Genomic DNA, 21,519 nt, shown 5'->3' with positions numbered 1-21,519 from the left:
ATGTATTAATAACCGGCGGCATATCGGTTATTTGGGTTTTTAAATTTGCTTGTATGTTTTTATATGTGGTCAAAACTTCGGCTGCACTGTTAGTGGCCTGGGTCATATTAGTGAAATCGTGAGTTTGCCCCGAAATGAAAGCATAGTACTGATTATATACCGATTCGATTGCGTTACCGGTTTGCAACATGCCATCGATCATCAATTGATAATAATCTAATGATACTATGGGCATGAAAATGTAGTAATTGAAATTAGCAAACTTTTTTTGCCTCTCTACAAATTAAACAGACACTGATTGCACTTTTCACTAAGAAAGTTAAAGCATTATCAGGCCAAGACTCTTCTCCACGTATTCAACTGCTATTACGCCTCTATCCAGATCTAATTATACCGGCTTAATCGGAAGTTGGAGGTATGAGGCTTGGGCCCCTCCCGTATGGATTATATGCTGTCCCTTATTTTCGGGAACAAATCCGGGTGTCCCGGGCATAATCGCTCCCAGATCATTTTTTGCGCTGATTACCAGTCTTAGCTGTTGGTCCGGATAAAAAACCATGCCTATTGGGAAAAGGTCAATCTCTATTTCGGCTACTTCACCCGTTTGCAATTTCTCAACCCGGTCGAAACTGTGTGACGGAACTGCATCGGTAGAAAGCTTTTCGTCCAAATGCCGCGCCGATACGCGCAACCGGCCATTGGATCCTTTGTATCGGAGAACAGACCCACCACGCTCGGTGAGGTCTTGCATCAAAGCACCCTGATTAGGTACTACGAACTGTTGCAAATGATTGCCGTGGCGATCTAACTTTTGAAGTAGAATAAACAGGTCCATGTCGTCAGCCCCGGCAGCTTCTACCCAAAGATGCACCTTAGGATACCCAACCATAACGACTTCCTGATCGAAACGAATCGTAAAAGATGCCAGCCCCGGATCAGCTTGAGTGTCATACGCTACTTTAACTTCTTGCGAAGGTGCTTCCGGGGTCAGGGTACGTGATCTGCCGTTGAGGTAGTACCTCTTGAGGGTAACATCTTGTGGGGGGAATTCATTTGCCGGCTGATTGATATGGTCACCACCCTCAAAGTCGTGCAATGCGTACCGTACCCTCGGCGTCTGTTCCCAGCCATTTTCATTGCCCTTCAGGTAATGGTCGAAAAAGCGGCGCAGATCTTCAATATTGGCGTCTTCGTAATAGTCCGGCCATTCCTGCGTATTATGGATACGCAGCCATTTCTCTGCCGAGGCCATTCTGCGCCAGGCTCGGAAGGTACCTGCGGTATGCAGTGTGTTGGAATAACTCGCTACTACAAAGGCGGGCACGGTAATCTTATCGAACCGCGCAATTTTATCCTCCCAAACCTCATGGTTGGCCAGTGGATATCGTAACGCTTCGGCAACAACATCTTCGCGCTGCCCCTTGCCAACCTGGTTGATCTCTAATCGTTTTGTGAAGTGAAGGTCTGGCATGCCGCCGCGCTTCGTGAGGTCCCGATATGCGTCACTCAACCCTTCCCAAGGGTTAATAGCGGCCAAGTGGGGTGGCTGTTCGGCAGCAATGAACCACTGCGAGAAGGCGAGATAAGAGGTGCCGCTCATGGCCACCTTGCTGTTACACCAAGACTGAATAGCAAGCCATTCGATCAAATCATAGCAATCCTTTCCTTCCTGCCGTCCAATCATCGAACTGTCGCCTTCGGAATGGGCGATACCCCGGGCGTCAGGATTGCAAATCGCGTAGCCTTGCGCACACCAATAGGCGGGGTCGGGGCCCTCAAATTTCGCCAGGCCCGAGAGCATGCCGTTATCGAGGCCAAGCATATCGAAAAGGCCGGTCGTTTTGGGAGCCGTCCCACCGCTTTTACCGTATGGGCTCCAGGCGATAATAACAGGAACTTTTTCGGTGCTCACGGGCCGGAAAACATCAACGTAGATTCGTACGCCGTCGCGTAAGGTGATCAAAACGTCCTTTTCAAAGACAATATCAACCGGCAAAGGCCGGAATTTAGGGGCCACCTGAAAACCCGCCGGTAAGGTTCGAGTGCCCGGGTCAAGGTCACTTAGTAGTCCATGTTCAAAACCTCCGTTGTATGGGTAAGACGGCACGAAAACCTTCCTGAACTTTTCACTTTCATTTTGTAAATCTTCCATAGTACTATATTTAATTTTTAATGCGTTCTATTTACGACTAAAACAATACATGCGAAAATTAATCAAGGGATAACGATATAAATCTAACATTAAAAGGTATTCAATTCAAACAAAATACCATCCCACTGCTAAGAACCCAGTAGATGTAGAAATATTGGTTTAGAAAATGTATGGTTTAAGATCTGAACAGTAATATCTGGATTCCTTTTATGTTAGGTGGTTTATTTCGGCGTAATCTCAGACGAATTATAGGTAAAAATCTTCCTTTTACTCTCCGGTTCTTTTACCATAAGCTTTTTAAACACTGCTTTATGCACATCATCCAAAACTATAGCCGTCCTGAAATCGGCTTTATCAGCAGTTATCGATAATCCCGCAACCTGAATATTACGTGCATGGCGTATATATACTCCCCATGAAGGCAATTCGCCGAACATGTTGTATTCAGGATAGCTATCTGGCTTTTAGGGGATATTTTTCATATTATCAGTAGTTATTTTAGCCATCGCTTTTTCTGCGCCTCCCGGAAACTTGATGACTATGTTTTTAAGCGATACGTTACTGATTATTTGATCGGGCATCCCGCCAATTACTATACCCGGCATGGCTTTAAGCGGATTTTTTTCTGTGCGGATCTCCACATACACATTTTGGATAGACACATTTTTAATCTCGCTTTTGCGAGTAGGCTTGCGAGCGCCTGCGCGCAAAAAGATCGCATTACCAATGTTTATACCTACTAATCCGTCAACTCCAATATTTTCAATTGTCGCGCCGTCAACCGCTTCTAATGCGATTGCAGAACGGTTAGTGTCAAAAACTTTGTTATTTAGTATTCGGATGTTTTTAAAACCACCTAATGATGCTGTACCAAACTTGATACCGCTGGCATCAGTCGTCATGCTGTTGTTTTGGATCAGAATATTTTGGTTAGCGACATCGGGACTTAAGGACTTTAGGCAAATGCCATCATCGCTGCTGTCGAAATAAGAATTTGTAACTTTAAAATTATCGCAATCAACAATATCAATGCCGTCATTGTTCCAAAACGCGCGACTTTCCACCCGGATGCTATCAATTGTAACATTTTTACACTGATTATAACACTCCGTCCAGCAAGCCGAATTTTTAAGGGTGATATTTTTGATCACTACATTTTCACAGCCGAAAAGATTAACGATCATCGGCCGCCTGTCTTCGTCGGGACGATTTATTGAGCCACCTTTTTCTAAGCCCTTTCTTAGCAATTCACCTACGTTAGCTGCAAGTTCCTTACCCTGTCCATCAATAGTGCCCTTACCTGTAATGCTTATATTATGCTGATTGAGACCCAAAACCAGTGCAAGTGATGTACTGAAATTATGGTCGAAAGCCGTGTTTTGCCGGTCGTAATCAAAAGGATTAACAGAGCCTAATAACACGGAACCCTCATCCAGTTGAATCGTTACATCCGACTTAAAATGAATGCAACCTGTTAGATATTCTCCGGCCGGAAAAATTAGCCGACCACCACCATTTTGGCTGATATAGTCAATACCATATTGTATAGAACGCGTATTAAGTACAATGCCTCCCGCTTGTATACCAAAATATGAGGCGGCGTAGTCTTTAGCTGATGCAGAAAACGTATTTGTTAAAGCCGTGGTTGAAAGCACTAACGTAAGTAAGACTGTATTTTTATATACCTTGGTCATGTCCATGTTGTTACATTATTAACAATCTAACTTAATTGCTTCTGAAATTGTGATACTTGCTTTGCGCTCAATTTAAAACAGCAGCCCATCCGCCATTGCGGACCATTTTAATCGCCAGCTTATCGCCTGCTTTCACTTGAATCGTCTTTTTGCGATAGTCCATGGCCTGTTTGCCGGCATTGATCCCGTCCTCAAAATAAGTCATTGTATAGGTTTTGCCTTTATCTAAAAAATCGAAGTTCAATTCAATATCCCTTGATGGTTGTTTACTATTGGTTATGCCTCCGATAAACCATTTATCACCTTTGCGTTTAGCGGTCACTGCCAATTCGCCTACTGTCGCAATCAATGGTTTCGTTTCGTCCCAAGTGGTTGGTACGCTACTAATAAACTCGGTGCAATCTGCGTTTCGGTAATAAAGGGTAGGGTTATCGCACAGCATTTGCACACCACTTTCAAATACCACATACATGGCTAATTGATTAACACGGGTGCCATTTGCTGATGCGTTTGGCCGGGTAGCCTGATTAACATCCGGTTGCATATTAATCATTGCGCCAGGTGTAAAATCCATCGGACCGACGGCATTACGCATGAACGGCAAATAAATACTGTTATCCGGAAAACAACCTTGCATTTGTTCCAGTCCACGCACACCTTCATACGATATCAGGTTCGGATATTTGTACTCTAAACCCGATGGTTTAAAAGCACCGTGGAAATCAACAAATATTTGATACTTAGCGGCCTCTTTAACCACATTCTCGTAGTAGTTAACCATCCACTGGTCGCTACGGTCCATGAAATCAATTTTAACACCTTTAATGCCCCATTCCTGAAAGGTTTTAAACAAGCCCATATTATTATGGACGGTTAACCAAGTCAACCACAAAATAATATCAACATTTTTAGTTTTGCCATAGCGAATCAATTCTTTCACGTCAACTTTGGGGTTAGGCGTATATGGGTCGGTAGTTTTGTTGGCCCAGCCTTCGTCCATCACAATGTATTTAATACCGTATTTCGAGGCGAAATCTATGTAGTATTTATAAGTATCCAGATTATAACCCGATACAAAATTCACATCAGGCCCATAAGGCGTGGCATCATTCCACCACTCCCAGCTGGCCTGTCCCGGTTTGATCCAGGATGGATCAGCTATCACGCTTTTTGAGGCCAATTTCAATGTCATTGTATTAGTCATTAGTTGGCGGTCGTCTTTAGTAATTACAAAGTAGCGCCAGGGAAAATTGCGGGCGCCAATTGTTTTGGCTATATAATCGGCTGATTTTAAGATTTTTTGGCTGCGGTCGCCGTCTGGCCCAAACTCCAGTGGTGCTTTCGGAAAAGTAGCCTCGGCACCGCTGCCTGTACCTTTTAGAAACATGCCCGGATAATCTGATAAATCAGACTCACTGATCAGTATCTTGTATCGATTTTTGGTATCGATCAACGCCGGCAGGTCGGCCATTTTATCAGTTGCTTTCCAGTTGGCCGATTCGACATGCTGGTAAAGTTCTTCATATGATGTTTTAAAACTGTTATTTTGCTGTAAATGCAGCAGGTAATTACCGGGGAAATTTACCGAGAAATCTTCATTCAGAACTTCTATATTACCTTTTTTGCTGGTGATAAAACGATAAGCAACCCCATCATCAAATGCACGAAACTCAACAGCATAATTGCCTTTAAAGGTCAACAGCAAGTCGTTATACGTGCTTCTAATGGTCGAAAACTTAAGCGGTACGTAAGGTTTAATAATTTCCTCTCCTTTTGTTTTCCTGGCCGAGACAAGTATTGGGTTTTCGCCGAGTGTGCCATCGTTCAGGATCAGTCCCAAGTGATTATTGGTCAATAAGTTCTGGCTACCGCCGGCTATTGAATAGTATATTTTGTCGCTAAGGTTAATGGAAACTTTTAATTCACCATTAGGCGACACCAACTCAATGGGTTTCCTCTGTGCCAAGACTTGAGTTGCCATACCCAAGAATAAGATAAGGCTATTGGCTACTTTTTTAGATAATTTCATTTCTGATTTATAGTATAATGTTAAATTTTTGTAGCTATTAATAGTAAAGTTGCGGCAATTAATATCATGCACTCGGTGGCGGTTATTGTTCCTTGTTATCAATCAAAAGCAATTTCAATCCGGATTGGAAATCACTATTGATCCTCTGATGTAAAGGTTGCAGCAGGAAGTCCTTCTTTATTGAATAAGGTTCCAATACTTTCATCGCTCCAAGCGTATCTCACATAAAAAGGATTAATAACTGATGCGTTGCTGACCACTACTTTATTCTCTACTATTTTTGCATCCGCTTTTACATAAATTTTATCCGCACCTGCTATCTCAAAGTTATTTAAACCATTAGCCGATGAAACTAACCCCCCTCCTACAGATTCAAATTCTATGTTAATTTCTTTGCCCGAGATTATTGCCTTTTTGAATAATGGGCCTGACGCAACAAGAGATTTTTCGCCGTATTGGTTTTTTAAAGCAAATAGCGCTAACCGCTCACCGACTTGCTGTTTGTAAGGTGGGTGCGCCGTTCTCAGATAACCAACATCGAGTGTACTTACCATTCCGGTATGATGAAGGTACAATCCGTAGCGTTGCGCATCTCTCAACTTTTGCCCTTGTTCATGCTGATCGACGGCTTCATAAATATATGGTGCTATTTGCACATAGTAGAACGGTAGCTCTTCTCCCCATTGATTCCGCCAATCTTTAATTAAATTTGGGAACAGTCGTTTATATTGCTCGGCCCTGCCAACATTCGATTCGCCCTGGTACCAAATAATGCCTTTTATAGTATACTGTACTACAGGATTAATCATCCCATTGAAAAGGACTGTCGGAGAATTGCTATTGATCTTCGTTGTGTTGGTATTTTGTGTTTCCTGTTCTTCAATTATTTTATTAAAATCAATCATTTTTGATAAGTAACCTTTGCTTGTCCAAGCCTCCACCGGTGTCCCTCCTATGGAAGATTGGATGATACCAATTGGAACGTGAAGTTTTTTGTACAGAGCCTTCGCGTAGAAATATGCGGTCGCACTAAAATCACCAGCAGTTTGGGGGGAGGAGGATATCCATTTACCATCAACTGAACCTAACGGGATTGTTGATATCTTAAATGGTATTTTCATGAATCTAATGCTGGAGTACTCCGCGTTACTTATCTCTTGGGCAGAATTGAATATGGTATCGCCCGGTGGCCAGCCTTTTAACGGTATATCCATATTCGACTGACCTGAGGCAAGCCAAACTTCGCCAATCAGTACATCTTTTATATCAATAGTTTGCCCTGCGGCCACAATAACAATGCTATAAGGCCCACCCGCCTGCGGAGTTTTTATTTTCAAGTTCCATTTGCCGTTTGCCCCTGTGATGGCGCTCGCTCTTTTACCCCAACTACCTGAAACATTAACTTTTTGCCCCGGAGTTGACGAGCCCCAAATATTAACTTTCGCTTTTTGTTGAAGAATTACGTGGTCTGAAAAAAGTTGACAGGCTGTCAACTTTTTTTCTTTGTTTATATTTAACGAATAAGCAGTTCCATTAACTGTAACTATTATTAAAACAAGTAAGAATTTGGCCATTATACGGCTCAAATAAAAATGGTGCGTCATCCGTAAAATGTTTTTTAATTATTACAATTTATTTTGCTCCTTTTCAAGTTTACATTTGAAAACTGGGAGACACAAAGAACAATGGTTAGCCTATTTATAACGTATCAATTCGTACATATTTTTTGACAAGCGATACAAATAAGTCACTTCCCGGTTGTCACCATACTGCGCACAAACACATTCATAATTTCCATCAACCAATCTTTTCGCAAAATCATTGACCCGTTTTGCATCCCGTGTGGATATACTTTATAGGAAACAATGGCAACGCCAACTAACACAATAGTGACGATACCAATTAGTAGGATTAAAACATTTATTCTTTGATTTTCAGACCTGATCAGTTTCTGAGCAGCAAGAGTTAAACATCCGTTAAAGTCTTTTCCTGTAACTGGCTTTCAAAAAACCGCGCTTCAGCCTTTGCTCCATTTAACAACAATTCGGCATCGTCTAATTAGCACCGTTTTAATAGCCTTGTCCCGAGCCTGAAAATGGCTAAGGTTTGTTTGGTTGACGATTTTATATCACTAATGGCGGCTATCTTTAACTAACTTGAATTTGAATTTTTAAGAAAAGTGGAGGGATGGGTTTGAATTAAGTTGGTTTATAAGTCAAAAACCGCCTTTTAAAAAAAAGGGGGTGTATCATAAGGCAATTTGGAACAATGGTCGCCAATTAAATTTGGGAACGAGGTTTTGTAGGGAATTCAAAGCAGTTCAAAATTTAATTCTGACATCAACTGTTGATTTTGATTGCCAAATTTTGTGTTCCTTGCAGCAAATGGTTCGGCTTAGTGCTGTTGCGGCTATTAGAATCGATGTTATTAAAAAAGTAGTAAATGATAGATTACAGATTTTTTTTTCTGCCGACAGAGAGACCACAGTTCGTAAAATTAGAGTTTACGGAGCTTTTTTGAAATATAGGCCAAATCACTTAAGACCAAAAAAAAATTGATATCCATCGCCAGTAATTCGGGTTGCTCTGCGGCAGCGAAATGCCCACCTATAGGCATCTCTGTCCAGTGCTGGATATTGAAGCCTTTTTCAATGTAAGAACGGGGAGGTGTGGGCAATTCCTTGGGGAACTTCGCAAAACTAACAGGAACTTTTACAAATTCGTTCTTACCAAAGGTCAAAGGGCACTTACTATTTTCGTTATAGATTCTCATGGAGGAATAAATTGTTTGAGTAATCCAATAAAGGGTAACGTTGGCGAGCAGCTCGTCTTTGGTAAAGGTGTTTTCAATATTCCCGCGGTTATCGCTCCAGCCATTGAATTTTTCAATGATCCAGGCGCATAATCCAACAGGGGAATCGTTAAGGCCATAAGCAGCGGTAAGTGGTTTTGTCGCATGCATATATGCATAGGCACCCTCTTTTGCCGACCATTCCGCCCCTTTCTTCTGAAAAGCTAATACTTCATCCGACAATGGTTCTCCATCAGGTAAATACGGTTTATAAGAACCCGAAATATAATTTAAGTGCAAACCGATAACCTGTTCAGGATAATGCAGGGCAAGCCAGGAGCTTACACCAGAACCAATATCACCACCTTGAACACCGTATCGGTCATAGCCAAGGGCTGGCATTAACTGGTGCCAAAGATTAGCCACAAACGCGCTGTTGCAACCGGGCTGTGTTGGCTTACTTGAGAATCCAAAGCCAGGAACTGATGGGATAACAAGATCAAAAGAGAAATCAGGATCTTCAGTAAGTAAGGGTATCAATTTCATCATTTCCAGGAAGGAGCCTGGCCAACCATGGGTAATCAGTAATGGAACGGATCTTTTTCCTTTACCTTTGATATGCATAAAATGTATCTGGTGGCCTTCGATGTCCGCAAGGAAATTCGGATGGGCATTGATCGCATTTTCTGTTTTTCGCCAGTCAAACTTATCCTGCCAATACGCTGTAAGATCTTTCATGTAAGAAAGATCAGCACCGGTACCCCAACCGTAAGCCGGAAGTGCATCCGGCCAACGGCTAAGTTTTAATCTTACTTTAAGATCATCAAGTATCTCCTGTGGGATATTGGCAGAAAATGGCTTTATAATAACAGGGCTTGAAGTTTTTATATTGTCCATAAAATTACCGGCTTTTATTTGGAAAGGTAAAGAAAGAGAAGCTATCGTAATACAACCTGTCTTAATTAGTTCTCTTCTGCTAAGCATATTCACAACGTTTAATTCAATACATTAATCTTAATTTGATAAAGCGTAAAAGTAATTGATAATTAAATGCAAAAAAATGTCAATTTTGTATTGATTAATGAATTTTACGCATTAAAAAATGGATATCCAGCAAATCAGAAATTTTTTAAAACTATCGGAAGAACTTCATTTTTGGCGGACCGCGAATATGATAAATATTACCCAGTCTGCTCTGAGTAGACAGATTAAGACACTGGAAGAAGAATTAGGCGTATCACTTTTTGAGCGTAATAAACGTAATGTGAAATTAACCCCATCAGGTATATTTTTAAAAAATAAATGGTCGACACTTCTGAATGACCTGAATGAAGTGCATGTATTTGCAAAAAAAATTGGAAAAGGGGAAACAGGTCATATCCGAATTGTTCATCCCGATTCAATTTCGTTCTCAATGCTGCCAGAACTTCTGGCCCGTGTCGCTGAAAGTTATCCCGGAATAACCATTGATTTGCTTCAGCTGGTGTATGAAGATGCCCAGCAATCGTTACTGGAGTATAAAAATGATTTGGCATTTACCAGACAGGTTAGCAAGTTGCCGGACATCAGTTCAAAGTTAATTAGCAGTTTGCCTGTTGCGCTTTTTGTCCCGAAGTCGCACTCGTTTGTAACATCTGATGACATTACCAATACAAGTTTGGCTAAACAGCAATTCATTCTTCCAATTGCTAATGCAAGAAGCAACTTTTATTTTTTCGTACAGGAGATCTTTAAATTTTATCAAATAAAACCAGTGGCTACCTACCATTCAGATTTCGGGTCAAGTGTGCTTGGATTAATTTCCAGAGGATTAGGTGTTGCAATCTTACCGATAAGTTTCGTTCATCACGGCACACCAGGAATACGAGCACTCGAAATTCCCTTTAGTACGGATCTGTATGTTAGCTGGCGTAAGGACGACAGAAGCCCTGCAGTATTGAACCTACTTGAGATAATTGCAGATTTGAGTCTAACGCATCAGGAAAGTTAATAATCACAACTCCTGACTGGAAAATAAAGGGAAATATTTGCGGCAATCGCAAAAGTATATTGGTGGAACATTCTCGGGGCGATGACGCAACAGGTGTAGATGATCGGGTTTAAATAAGGCAGAAGTAAGTAATGGTAAACCCGAGATTGATTTTTTTTCAGCCCCGTCAGTAGGTGTAATATCTATAATGACTGTATACTACTGATGCGTTAAGTTTTACTAAACAAGTCTACTTGTTCTTTGACATTTTGAATGGTTTGATCTTCTGTTAACAGGTCCCTCGGCGGGGTTTTGTCAAAAGCAGAAATTCCAAGAATCTGCATGATTTCGTAAATGGAAAGGGTGCTTTTTAGTTTATGCTTTACGCAGGCTATGATCAGATACGTGCAGATAGCAGTCCAAACGTGGATATTCACAGCGTTTTCTGATTGTCCCCACAAGGATTTGATAGTTAGGTTCTGTTTTATCCATTTAAAGAAAATCTCTATCTGCCATCTGTTTCGGTATAATCTTGTAACTTCCAAAGCGGAGACATCGAAGTTGTTGGTCAGAAATGCCAGTTCGGCATCTTTTTCCTCATCGTAATATTCCACCAGTCTTAACTGTTCGGGGTAAAGTTTTTTAGTCTTGACACCATTGAGCACAATGACCTTGTCGCCTCTGAGACCTGAACGGGGATCAATGTTGAAATTGCTTTCAATAATTGAGTAATCCATAACATCTTTCGCCCTGGTGATAAAAGATGCACCACAGTTTTGGATATTGTATAATACCTTAAAATCAACATAGGCTTTATCCATAAGGTATATTGCGCCCGGAACCGGAACTAATACATCAAGCGCGTTGCTGTCATGATATTTTCCATCAGTAACCAGGATAAAGGCAGGTATATTGCCCCTTAAGTCCAATAACGTATGGATTTTGATTGCACCACGCGAATACTTTCCAGGTGCCCAACTGAAAAGTTTCAGGCTCAGGGAAACTGTTGTGGAATCCAAAGCGAATACTTCGTTGTCAATATCCACATTAGCGATAGGTTCATTGGCATACATCGGCCTCACCTCTCCAATCAGGTAATTACCAAAATCGGCGAATATCTGACAATCCCTGTTTTCATTTGCACGGGACAAGGTAGACTGATTTACATATGTCCTAATCCCCAGATGGTACAACTTGCTTCTATGGGCCTTCAAGCATCCACAAATATCCCGAAGCGAGTTACGAGAGGTCAACTGGCCGAAGAACAGTTGGATGAACTGGTTCCAGCAATTGAAATCTCTTGTCCTGAAATCACCTTTATACTTTGTAATATATTTCTCAAACTCGTACCTGTCTATAAACTGCAAAAGTTGCGCAAAAACATATTTCCCTGAATTCATAGCCTTTAAAAAGGCCAAAACTAAAAAGTCAAATCAAAATCAAAAAATCAAAGAATGACTATAATGTATTTATATTCAGCTATTTACAACAATTTATAAAATCTTAACGCATCACCACTAATGACTGTAAATGAATTATAGATATTTGCTTTTATCACTCAAACAATCGACCGTTAGCTTCCCATGAGAATTAAGAATGTTCAGGATAAATTGTTTGTAATATAAAAGATGGTTCGGTAGTACCAGAATGGTTTTATAACCCAAACGATCCATATTGCAGGACAGCTAAAATTCCTTTAACTCATTCAATACGTAGATTTGATCTTTAAAGTGGTTCGAATTACGTCCCGTATTCTAGGTTAAGCACAAATCCAAATCATTGTTCATAAATATTTTCAGGCTGCTTTTCTATAGTTTTCAACATACAATTCCCCTCTCTTGACTAATGAGAACATTCTTAAAATAAGCTTAAACTTTACATTGTTTAGAATGATTTTATAGTGCTTATTTTTAAGCTTGCGTTCTGCATAACTACGTATTTCAGCATCATGGGTTATGGCCGCTTTTGCCACTTGGTTAAGCTCTTGCTTTAATTCTTTATTAGCCATCTGACTTATGCGTTTTTTCCCATTAACGCTAGTACCTGAAGTATGTTCAAAAGAGACGACTCCTACAAAGACTGCATATTTTCGGGCATCAGTAAAGCTGACGAAGTTTTCAGTGTAAGCAATCGTCATCCAGGCGTTTATCGGCCCAATGCCTTTAATGCTTCTAAGTATCCTGTAGTTGAACAGCATAGTTGGATTAGCTGTTATTAACGTTGTTATCTCTTCCTCAATCAGCTTAACATATTTCTGGTTCGTCTTTATCTTTTCACTTGCAACTTTTATGATCGGATCCTTCTGATTTGATCCATAAATATGTTTTCTTTCTTTAACCGTTGCTGATAGGCCGGCAGTTTCCCTAACCAGTCTTTTCCGGAAGGATAGTAATTGTTTAAGCTGCAGTACATTATTATCCAATGGTTTAGCCTGTTCGAGCTTTTTTATCTTTTCTTCGCCATACTGTCCGATGCGAAAGGAGTCTACCTTGTCACTTTTGCCTCTTGTCATTCCCATCGATCTCTTGATTTCTAAGCCAGATATCCGGCAATACGCAATCGATATTGATTCACAAAATTGAATGAACCGGTACTCGTACCCGCCAGTAAATTCCATCACAACAAAGGTTTGCTGCAAATCGATTTTATTTGCTTTTGACCATTTTTTCAGATCAGAAAATCCCTTAATGGAATTCTCAATTTTAATGTGCAGCTGTTGCTCTGCACAACAAATGTCAAGTGTCATCTACGCCCAAACCACATTTGAAATTTTCCATAATCAATCATTTTAACGGTTAAAATTGCCTTTGCCAAAAACCTTTGATGGGTCGAGATACTATCCTAGTTGGGCCTTGGGCAATATAAAAGCAGGGGACTAATACTGGACTAAGTTCTTTAAACTAGTCTGGGGAATAGTTCACCCCTGTCTTTTACAATAACGTTTTCAACAAAGTTTTTGATTGTTAACACCCCCCAGCCCCCCCCATTTCCAACAATCATCAATAAATGATAATTACAAGGTTTAAGAACAAAGGTCTGGGGAGCTTCAATGAGCAGGCAAGAGAAACCTTTTGCCTGCTTTTCGTTAAGATTAACCCGATAAAGGCTGTAGCCGTCGTTGTCCCGATAATCACTTCCAGGCATAGCCACTGAACTCAATACTTTTAAATTTAAAGAGGGTTTGATAAATTTTGATGGGTAGTAGATTTAATGATTCATGATTTTTTACTCTAATAATCTAATTTCGTTCTTTTAAACAGTTCAGGTAAATATAATTACCTACTTTCCTGCCTTGGGTTTCGCCTTGCATAACGGCATTTCTAAAGTGGAAACCTACATAAATTCTCGAAAGCGAAACTTCCCTTGCCGCATCAGAAAAATTTGTAAAGCTGCGGGTAACACCGGGAAGGGCATTACTGCTGCAGGAAAAAGCCATAGCATCCGTGTTAAAAAAGTTTTTTAAAACTTCTGCTGCTGCACCGCCATCAAGCGCGTGGTTTGACGGATAATCGGGTACCGGCGGTGTTGGCGGCGATAACAAGTTCCAGGCCGCATCGCCCGCTGTGTTGGGATTGCCATCCGTTTCGGCCAGCCTTACCGCAGTTATCGGCCTCCAAAATTTATAATAAAATTTACCGTCAAAAGCACTGATGTTAGCATCGGCTTCTGCCATTTGCAGCAAAGCCAGCAGCCGTGCTGCCTTCCATCCGTTCAAGTGTTTCTGTAAAATTAGCGTGCGGGCAATCCGGTTCCAGCTCAGCGGAATATTGTCCAGCCAGAACAAGCCAATTTGTGTCTGATCTGTACTGCGTGCGGTACAGCCCTTACAGCCCAGGGTTTTGATCTCATTAAAATCGGCTGTGTAAGCATCGCTGTTAATGGCGTAGGGTGCCGGCGCTCTGAACTGATCTGCAGAGGTAACACTAAACGTTTTCACTTTCCCCCAGCCTGGCAAAACAACCAATCCGTTGTAAGGCGGCATATCAAATGGTGGCGTAGCACGGTACTCTCCCGGCAGAATACCCGGGGTAAAGGGATATTGCGCAGTCATAGAACCATCGTTTGCTCGTTTGTCCAGCATCGCTTTTGCTGCCGCCTTGCCAATTGCTATTCCTTTTTCCCTTCCTGTAGATAGATCTGCTAAACTGCTGTTCAGCAAACTATCCGTTGTTGTTTGCTGAACAGGAAACAGCGCTAACATCACATCATGAGCAGCCTGTGCAACCGCCGCATCCGGACTAGCTTCGCTGTCGTTAGAGGTAATTGAAGTGTAGGTGTCGTATTTTGGAACAATAGCGTTCAAAGCATCGTGCATAGCCAGGTTAATCATGGCATATATGCGTGATTCGGGCATCGGTTGTATACCGGTGGTTTTGGCAACTGCCTTAGTCCCGGCTTCGTTCCATTTCAGTACCATCCCGGCACTGTAAGTTTCGGTAACGTCGGGTGTTGATGGTTTGTCTTTTTTGCAGGATAACATACCGATGCTGATCACGGTAGTACACAAGAGATAAAACATTGGCTTTTTCATATGTTGATGGGTTGATTTGCCCTAAACATAAATGGAATATCTATCCCCAATTTAAATAGTAGCTATTTACCCACAGTTTGCCGACCGACGGCTGATTATAAAAGACGAACCACATTTCCTTGTGTTTACCTGTTGTTTGTTTGCGAAATCATGCTGTATGACTTCAATTAATGGCCGATGATATTTATCCGCTTAAATTGGGTAACTTTAGATAGATATGCATATCAGTGATAACAAATTAGACTATAAAGCTTTGGTGCGGAGATTTTTACTTCACCTGCTCTTCTGGGTCCTGATCGTGACCTATTTTGCCTGGGGTTTCGGGTTTAACCTTAATTATAAAAAATCGTTTTTAAACGCATTGTTTTACCTGCCGGGCCACATGTTCATCGTGTACGTATCTTTGTATTTGCTGGTGCCCCGTTATCTTATTACACGAAAATTCCTTCACTTTTTTGGCGGCTTGTTTTTAACAGTGGCTTGCTGCACTGCTTATGCAAGGGCGATGCAGCTCACCCTGGGGGCTAAAAGTAACCCGGGAGATTTTACCATGACCACGGGCAGGGCTATTCTTCCTTTTTTTCATGTTGGCGGTATCGCCATTTCTATTAAGTTATTAAGCTATTGGTACAAACAAAAGCAGCAAACCATAGCGGCGGAACAGCAGCGAACTATAGCTGAACTGCAATTATTAAAGTCACAGCTTCATCCTCACTTTTTATTTAATACGTTAAATAATTTGTATAGCCATACACTGGAACAATCGCCAAAGGCACCAGAAATTGTGTTAAAGCTTTCTGCGTTGCTCCGGTTTATGATCTACGAAAGTTCAGATTGTATTGAACTGGAAAAGGAAATTATGCTGATGGAGCACTACATCTCGCTGGAAAAATTAAGATACGGCGAAAGGCTGGATGTATCTACAGTAATTACTGGCGATACAAACCTGCATCAAATTGCACCTTTATTATTGCTTCCGTTTTTGGAGAATGCATTTAAACACGGCACCAGTAAACAACTTGATCAATGTTGGATAAGCCTCACAATGTCGGTTGATGAGGGTTTACTGTATTTTAAACTGGTAAATAGTGTTGACCGTGAGCAGGAACCAGGTAATTACAAAACAGGTGGTTTGGGCTTGCAAAATGTAAAGCGCCGGCTCGACCTGTTATATAACGGCCTTTATCATCTGGACATGCTGATGAAAGATGAGGTTTACGTGGTAAACCTTGAAATAAAGCTATCGGAATCACCGGCAAATGAAGCCCTTGAATATGCTATAGCAAAAAAAGAAGCAGTATGAATTGGAAATGCCTGATTGTAGACGATGAGCCGCCTGCAATAAAAATCATCAGAAGTTACGCGGAAATGGTAGAACAGCTGGAAGTTACAGGCAGCTGTTCAAACGCGTTACAGGCTATAGAGTTTTTAAAATCTAATAAAGTTGATTTGCTTTTTCTGGATATACAAATGCCTAAATTATTGGGCACCAGCTTTCTGAAAACCTTACAACATCCCCCCCAAGTGATTTTTACCACTGCTTACAAAGAATTTGCTACTGACGCTTTTGACCTGGATGCGGTTGATTACTTATTGAAACCCATCTCATTTGAGCGTTTTTTAAAGGCTATAAACAAAGTAACCAGCACAAATAATGTCCGGCCTGTAACGGAATCTCAGCCAATGCAAGGCTTTTTATACTTCCGGGCAGAAAGGAAAATGATAAAAGTATTCCTGTCAGACATAGTGTATGTTGAGAGCTTAAAGGATTATATCCGAATATATCGATCAGGTGATAGCCCTTTGATGGTAAAGCAATCCATTTCAACATTGGAGGCAATGCTGCCTAAAAAGATGTTTATCAGGATACACCGATCTTTTATTGTCTCCGTTGATAAGATCACGGCCTATACCAATCAAGATGTAGAGATCGGGGAATTAGAAATTCCCATTGGCAGGCAATACTCGGGCGTTTTAAAGGATTCACAGTCTAAAGCATGAACGGAATTAATATATAAAATACTTTACCAAGCTGCAACCCCAGATGGCCCTTAGCTAAACAACTAACTTTTGACTCGCAATTAGCTTGTTTTACTAAATATTTTTTATAAGTCACAAGGCTATTTTTGACACATAAGTCTCTATAGGAATTGCACGGAATTGCTCCCAGAATGGGCTAGAACACTTTACGCTAAACCGGATATCTCTTTCAAATTATATATGAAGTAGTTCGAGTCCACTCTCGGGAAGTTACTTTATTGGAGATTGATTTTGGTATTAAGCCACTATAACGATATTCATAAACTAAGTTTTAGAATTGCTATTCTCTTTTATCACGTCGAGCATAATAATACGATGTTTTACTGCCCAATCGCGAAGTTGAATGATAATAGGCGCGCAACTGCTGCCATGTTCAGAATGAGAATAAAGCACCGAATTTGCTGCCAGTGAACTTCTTTCTACTACAATAAGCCTGTTATGTTCAAGGTACCGCAATTCTCTAATTAATACCCGCGAAGTGACAGGATTTAAGTCCGCCTTGAGGTCCGAGAATCGTTTATGGCTTCCGCAAAGTGAAGCCATAATAGCACCACGCCAGCGACCTCCTATCAGTTCCAATGCATCCTGAACATCACGATGAAAAATATGTTTTTCTTTGTCTCTCATATCTTTGGTATCCTCAAAGATACCATAATCCTGCAACTAATAAGGATTGTTAATGTTACTTAGATATTATTAAAATGAAAATGATGGATAATAGACCATTTGAACTTGAGCAAGTTTATGATGCTCCCATTGAAGAAGTCTGGAGAATACTTACTGATGAAGACGATATGAAAGAATGGTATTTTCCTCAGTTAAAAAAATTTAAGCCTGTCGTCAGCTACAAATTTGAGTTTACCGACGATGGTTCAGATTATAAAAAAGAATGGCAGGTTACTAAAATTGATGAGGGACGAAAATTAGGGCATAGCTGGATTTACAAGGATTACCCAGGCAGTTCAGAAGTGATATTTGAATTGTTTCCGGTAGGCAATAAAACCAGACTTAAGCTTACCCATACAGGCTTGGCAAGCTTTCCGGATGATCCGCACTTTGCAAGACGCAGGTATGAAGATGGCTGGAAGCAGATCATCGGGAGCAACCTGAAAAATTACCTTAAAAATCAAACTAGTTAGTTATTTAATTTCCATAATCGCAAATATAACATATGAAAACATCAGGAAACACCATTTTGATTACCGGAGCAGCCAGTGGTATTGGATTAGAAATCGCCAAGTTGTTTAGCCAACAAAATAATAAGATTATCATGGCGGATAGGTCAATTGACCAACTTAAAATTGAAGCGTCAAAATTGGAAAACGCTGTAGCAATTGCTGTAGAATTGACTGACGAAAATGATATGAATAAACTCATTCAAACGATAAAGCTAAATTTTAGCGACTTGAATATTGCTATACTCAATGCTGGCGCAGCTAATGACTATTCGCTTTATAGCACAGAATATAACCTGGAATATGCGAAGTCGGAAATTCACACAAACTACATCGCAAATGTTAGGCTAACCCATGCTTTAGAACCATTATTAAGTACCAAAACGGAAGCCGCATTTGTGGTTACTACATCCGGGCTCGCATTTGTTCCAAACCTGAATTACCCAACCTACAGTGCTACCAAGGCCGCACTACATTCATTCGCCCTGGCATCGCGGCTGGCGCTGAAAAGAAAGGGGTCAAAAATTAAGTTTTTTGATTTGATGCCGCCGTTAACTGAAACGCCCTTAGCGAAAGGATTAGATGCGCCTAAAATTACCGCAGCTGAGGTGGCATCGTGGTTTATCGACAGCTTTGAAAAAGATGAATTAGAAATACATGTAGGAGATACCGAAAAAATATATCAGCTATTTCTGAGGTCTCCAGAGGAAGCTTTTATGGCGGTGAATCCCTAAAAATGAAATACCTAATTCTTAGATTAAACCGCTTGCAAATAGTTTAAAATTTTCAGTTGTTCGATAAAATGGTTCGAATTATGTCCAGGTCTGGGGAAAGATATATTATTTTTTCTATCGGTACTGACAATTAAATATCCACGTAAAAGGTGCTAACATGAAGTACATTCCTTCGGGCTTGGATCTGAAAAATTTCCGCGTCGTTAAGTCTTGTGAAGAACGACCTGCTATTAAGAAACATTGCCATGCAAACTGGCGGGAGCAGCGTAGCGATTGAAGGCAGAATGAATAATTTTCTTGATTTTTATTACACAGCGCCCGAAAAGATATTGTTCGATTGCAATATAAGGAGCAGGCAAATTTACCTGGCCGAGTTTATTGGTTTCCTGCACCAGGGCAAGCACGAGGCTCCCAAAAGCACTAACAGCGTCAACGTTATTAAGCAACTAAATAATGTTATACACAAGTGTAGTGTGGCCATACAACTGAAAGCAGCCAATGTGCATTACAATAAATTTTAGCTACGGATATTAGAGCAAACCTAAAAACCGTACCCTCGGGCATTGTTTTTAATAACATCCACCTTAACGCTTCGGGTGGTTCTCTTCAGATGAATGGAGGCATAAAGCGAAGCCATTTAATAAATATTATCAATGTAAATACAACCATCAGCAAGGTTAACGTGCGCGATTTCTTTGATAGTTTTGGCCTGAAAGAACTCACCGATCAAAATTTGAAAGGATTGCTTTCGGCAGAAACGAATGTTACGTTAAATATAAATGATAAGGCTGCATTGATCCCGCAATCCTTAAGTGGTAATGTGAAGGTCAATCTTCAAAATGCTGCTCTTATTAATTTTAAAGGGCTGCAGGGCGTTATCAAATATGCATTCCCGTTTCGCAATTTAAAGCTGATCAACATTCCAAATTTAGATGCAAACTTTGCCGTTAACGGCGATAAGATAGAAATAAGCCCGATGCAGATCAGTTCGAGCGTGTTGAATGCGGACGTAGCGGGTACTTACGGTTTAAATGGCGGCACCAATCTTACGTTTGATGTACCACTGCGTAACCCCAAAGGCGACAGTTCAATTACAGATAAAACCGAACTACTAAAGAAACGCTATAGGGGCATTGTGCTGCATTTACGAGCCAAGGCTGATGAAAACGGCAAGGTAAAGATCGGTTTCAATAAAGACCGAAAATTAAAGGCCACCAATTAACTTAAAGATATGCTAAGCAATGTATCTTACACAAATCAACCGTGTCTTTTACAATTGATAATGAAGCCCAAACGTTGCGTAAATATTGTACATATTAAATGAGATCCCGTTAAACGTTCCGGGGAATACCGGTCGCAAGCCCCAGTTTAAATCAAAATTAGCTCAGACAGCCGTGATACCACAATACACTGCTCTGAGAAAAGCTTTGAATGTTTATCAAAGCCTGACCAGTAAGGAGAAGGATATTATGGTACCTTATGCTGCTAAATTAAGTTTAATAAAACCGGGCGATACGGCATCCGTGCTTCCTATATTGCGTAAACGCCTCACTCAGCTTGGCGACCTAACAGATAACACGACAAGTAAATTTTATGATGATAGTTTGCAGGCTGCCGTTAAGCGTTTTAAAACAAGACACGGTTTAAACGTTGATGCACAGTTAAACAAAGGCTTGGTCGACGAGTTGAACGTGCCTCTTGAAAAACGCATCCAGCAGATGATCATCAACCTGGAAAGGCTGCGCTGGATCCCCGTAGATGACCATGGCGGCGAATTTATATTGGTAAATATCCCAGAGTATAAGTTACATTATTATGTAGACAACAAACTGGCTTGGAACTGCAGGGTGGTTGTAGGCAAGGTAATGACCGAAACCGTTATTTTTAGCGGGCACCTGCAATACATTGTATTTAGTCCGTACTGGTATATACCGCCAAGCATCATCAAAAAAGAAATAAAGCCCGGCATGGCACGAAACGCCAATTACCTCGCCAGCCACAATATGGAATGGAACGGTGGCAACGTGCGCCAATTGCCGGGTGTAAAAAATTCACTTGGCCTTGTCAAATTTATATTCCCTAATTCGAACAATATATACCTGCACGATACACCTGCTAAACCGCTGTTTACTAAAGAGGAAAGGGCTTTTAGCCACGGCTGTATCAGGGTAGGTGAGCCACGCGAACTGGCCATAAGATTATTGCGTAACGACAAACAATGGACTCCTGAGAAAATTGACAATGCCATGCACCGAGGTACGGAAAATACTGTTGTTTTAAAGAATAAGGTGCCCGTTTATATTGGTTACTTTACCGCGTTTGTTGATAGCCAGGGCGTGCTTAACTTCAGGAAAGATGTATACAACAGGGACGGCCGGTTGCTTGAACTACTTTTGCAGAATTAA

At 40.9% G+C, this 21,519-nt stretch carries 19 protein-coding genes; 8 read left to right on the top strand and 11 right to left on the bottom strand.

Annotation, left to right across the window (positions count from 1 at the left end; all coding sequences use genetic code 11):
• The 6 genes from EPL05_RS19840 to EPL05_RS19815 form a co-directional block, all read right to left on the bottom strand.
• The coding region (locus EPL05_RS19840) for a hypothetical protein (protein ID WP_134240086.1) at positions 1–235 on the bottom strand (235 nt) is incomplete at its 3' end.
• Between the two features lie 153 nt (positions 236–388).
• A complete protein-coding gene (locus EPL05_RS19835; RefSeq protein WP_128535740.1) occupies positions 389–2,152 on the bottom strand; it encodes a CocE/NonD family hydrolase in 1,764 nt (587 codons plus the stop codon).
• Between the two features lie 464 nt (positions 2,153–2,616).
• On the bottom strand, positions 2,617–3,852 hold the full coding sequence (locus tag EPL05_RS19830) for a glycoside hydrolase family 28 protein (protein WP_208394795.1): 1,236 nt from the start codon (positions 3,850–3,852) through the stop codon (positions 2,617–2,619).
• 61 nt (positions 3,853–3,913) lie between these two features.
• The gene (locus EPL05_RS19825) at positions 3,914–5,875 is read right to left on the bottom strand and encodes a glycoside hydrolase family 97 protein (RefSeq protein ID WP_128535739.1); all 1,962 of its coding nucleotides are present in this window, start codon (positions 5,873–5,875) and stop codon (positions 3,914–3,916) included.
• A gap of 134 nt (positions 5,876–6,009) precedes the next feature.
• The gene (locus EPL05_RS19820) at positions 6,010–7,449 is read right to left on the bottom strand and encodes a sialate O-acetylesterase (RefSeq protein ID WP_166727764.1); all 1,440 of its coding nucleotides are present in this window, start codon (positions 7,447–7,449) and stop codon (positions 6,010–6,012) included.
• A gap of 922 nt (positions 7,450–8,371) precedes the next feature.
• Positions 8,372–9,562: an epoxide hydrolase family protein gene (locus tag EPL05_RS19815; RefSeq protein WP_128535737.1), complete on the bottom strand. Its 1,191-nt coding sequence runs from the start codon at positions 9,560–9,562 to the stop codon at positions 8,372–8,374.
• Positions 9,563–9,767: 205 nt separating this feature from the next.
• Here EPL05_RS19815 and EPL05_RS19810 point away from each other — a divergent pair, with 205 nt between their 5' ends.
• Positions 9,768–10,655 carry a LysR family transcriptional regulator gene (locus EPL05_RS19810; RefSeq protein ID WP_128535736.1) on the top strand — a complete coding sequence of 296 codons (888 nt, stop codon included), beginning with the start codon at positions 9,768–9,770 and terminating at the stop codon, positions 10,653–10,655.
• A gap of 209 nt (positions 10,656–10,864) precedes the next feature.
• Here EPL05_RS19810 and EPL05_RS19805 read toward each other — a convergent pair whose 3' ends face one another.
• The 4 genes from EPL05_RS19805 to EPL05_RS19790 all read right to left on the bottom strand — a co-directional run bounded on the left by EPL05_RS19805 (position 10,865) and on the right by EPL05_RS19790 (position 15,165).
• On the bottom strand, positions 10,865–12,034 hold the full coding sequence (locus EPL05_RS19805) for an IS4 family transposase (RefSeq protein ID WP_128535735.1): 1,170 nt from the start codon (positions 12,032–12,034) through the stop codon (positions 10,865–10,867).
• Between the two features lie 395 nt (positions 12,035–12,429).
• Positions 12,430–13,380, bottom strand: a complete 951-nt coding sequence (locus tag EPL05_RS19800) for a transposase (protein WP_128535734.1) — start codon at positions 13,378–13,380, stop codon at positions 12,430–12,432.
• A 149-nt stretch (positions 13,381–13,529) separates the two neighbouring features.
• Complete coding sequence (locus tag EPL05_RS19795; RefSeq protein WP_128535733.1) at positions 13,530–13,793, bottom strand: hypothetical protein; 264 nt, start codon at positions 13,791–13,793, stop codon at positions 13,530–13,532.
• A 79-nt stretch (positions 13,794–13,872) separates the two neighbouring features.
• Positions 13,873–15,165, bottom strand: coding sequence for a vanadium-dependent haloperoxidase (locus EPL05_RS19790; RefSeq protein WP_128535732.1), 1,293 nt, complete (start codon positions 15,163–15,165; stop codon positions 13,873–13,875).
• A 217-nt stretch (positions 15,166–15,382) separates the two neighbouring features.
• On the opposite strand from EPL05_RS19790, the gene EPL05_RS19785 reads away from it, so the two are divergent.
• Positions 15,383–16,468, top strand: coding sequence for a sensor histidine kinase (locus EPL05_RS19785; RefSeq protein WP_128535731.1), 1,086 nt, complete (start codon positions 15,383–15,385; stop codon positions 16,466–16,468).
• Positions 16,465–17,166 carry a LytR/AlgR family response regulator transcription factor gene (locus tag EPL05_RS19780; RefSeq protein WP_128535730.1) on the top strand — a complete coding sequence of 234 codons (702 nt, stop codon included), beginning with the start codon at positions 16,465–16,467 and terminating at the stop codon, positions 17,164–17,166. The genes EPL05_RS19785 and EPL05_RS19780 overlap by 4 nt, the downstream gene beginning before the upstream one ends.
• A 303-nt stretch (positions 17,167–17,469) precedes the next feature.
• Here EPL05_RS19780 and EPL05_RS19775 read toward each other — a convergent pair whose 3' ends face one another.
• Positions 17,470–17,832 (bottom strand): winged helix-turn-helix transcriptional regulator, encoded by a 363-nt coding sequence (locus EPL05_RS19775; RefSeq protein WP_128535729.1) that lies wholly within the window; start codon positions 17,830–17,832, stop codon positions 17,470–17,472.
• Positions 17,833–17,906: 74 nt separating this feature from the next.
• Between EPL05_RS19775 and EPL05_RS19770 the strand changes: the two genes are divergently transcribed.
• From EPL05_RS19770 to EPL05_RS19750, 5 genes are all read left to right on the top strand, one after another.
• Positions 17,907–18,344, top strand: coding sequence for an SRPBCC family protein (locus tag EPL05_RS19770; RefSeq protein WP_208394794.1), 438 nt, complete (start codon positions 17,907–17,909; stop codon positions 18,342–18,344).
• A gap of 32 nt (positions 18,345–18,376) precedes the next feature.
• Positions 18,377–19,114, top strand: coding sequence for an SDR family oxidoreductase (locus tag EPL05_RS19765; protein ID WP_128535728.1), 738 nt, complete (start codon positions 18,377–18,379; stop codon positions 19,112–19,114).
• A gap of 212 nt (positions 19,115–19,326) precedes the next feature.
• Positions 19,327–19,635: a hypothetical protein gene (locus tag EPL05_RS19760; protein ID WP_166727763.1), complete on the top strand. Its 309-nt coding sequence runs from the start codon at positions 19,327–19,329 to the stop codon at positions 19,633–19,635.
• Between the two features lie 89 nt (positions 19,636–19,724).
• The gene (locus tag EPL05_RS19755; protein ID WP_449406715.1) at positions 19,725–20,336 is read left to right on the top strand and encodes a hypothetical protein; all 612 of its coding nucleotides are present in this window, start codon (positions 19,725–19,727) and stop codon (positions 20,334–20,336) included.
• Positions 20,337–20,421: 85 nt separating this feature from the next.
• Positions 20,422–21,519, top strand: coding sequence for a L,D-transpeptidase family protein (locus EPL05_RS19750; RefSeq protein ID WP_166727762.1), 1,098 nt, complete (start codon positions 20,422–20,424; stop codon positions 21,517–21,519).

The organism is Mucilaginibacter gilvus (genome assembly GCF_004054195.1).
GTDB lineage: Bacteria > Bacteroidota > Bacteroidia > Sphingobacteriales > Sphingobacteriaceae > Mucilaginibacter > Mucilaginibacter gilvus.
Note: the sequence above shows the minus strand (reverse complement) of the source record. Positions and strands in the feature narration are given on the sequence as shown.

Bases quoted from the DNA above. Each gene is read 5' to 3' on its own strand.
- EPL05_RS19835 (WP_128535740.1), bottom strand. From the start codon at position 2,152: ATGGAAGATTTACAAAATGAAAGTGAAAAGTTCAGGAAGGTTTTCGTG.
- EPL05_RS19830 (WP_208394795.1), bottom strand. From the start codon at position 3,852: ATGGACATGACCAAGGTATATAAAAATACAGTCTTACTTACGTTAGTG.
- EPL05_RS19825 (WP_128535739.1), bottom strand. From the start codon at position 5,875: ATGAAATTATCTAAAAAAGTAGCCAATAGCCTTATCTTATTCTTGGGT.
- EPL05_RS19820 (WP_166727764.1), bottom strand. From the start codon at position 7,449: ATGGCCAAATTCTTACTTGTTTTAATAATAGTTACAGTTAATGGAACT.
- EPL05_RS19815 (WP_128535737.1), bottom strand. From the start codon at position 9,562: ATGGACAATATAAAAACTTCAAGCCCTGTTATTATAAAGCCATTTTCT.
- EPL05_RS19810 (WP_128535736.1), top strand. From the start codon at position 9,768: ATGGATATCCAGCAAATCAGAAATTTTTTAAAACTATCGGAAGAACTT.
- EPL05_RS19805 (WP_128535735.1), bottom strand. From the start codon at position 12,034: ATGAATTCAGGGAAATATGTTTTTGCGCAACTTTTGCAGTTTATAGAC.
- EPL05_RS19800 (WP_128535734.1), bottom strand. From the start codon at position 13,380: ATGACACTTGACATTTGTTGTGCAGAGCAACAGCTGCACATTAAAATT.
- EPL05_RS19790 (WP_128535732.1), bottom strand. From the start codon at position 15,165: ATGAAAAAGCCAATGTTTTATCTCTTGTGTACTACCGTGATCAGCATC.
- EPL05_RS19785 (WP_128535731.1), top strand. From the start codon at position 15,383: ATGCATATCAGTGATAACAAATTAGACTATAAAGCTTTGGTGCGGAGA.
- EPL05_RS19780 (WP_128535730.1), top strand. From the start codon at position 16,465: ATGAATTGGAAATGCCTGATTGTAGACGATGAGCCGCCTGCAATAAAA.
- EPL05_RS19775 (WP_128535729.1), bottom strand. From the start codon at position 17,832: ATGAGAGACAAAGAAAAACATATTTTTCATCGTGATGTTCAGGATGCA.
- EPL05_RS19770 (WP_208394794.1), top strand. From the start codon at position 17,907: ATGAAAATGATGGATAATAGACCATTTGAACTTGAGCAAGTTTATGAT.
- EPL05_RS19765 (WP_128535728.1), top strand. From the start codon at position 18,377: ATGAAAACATCAGGAAACACCATTTTGATTACCGGAGCAGCCAGTGGT.
- EPL05_RS19755 (WP_449406715.1), top strand. From the start codon at position 19,725: ATGAATGGAGGCATAAAGCGAAGCCATTTAATAAATATTATCAATGTA.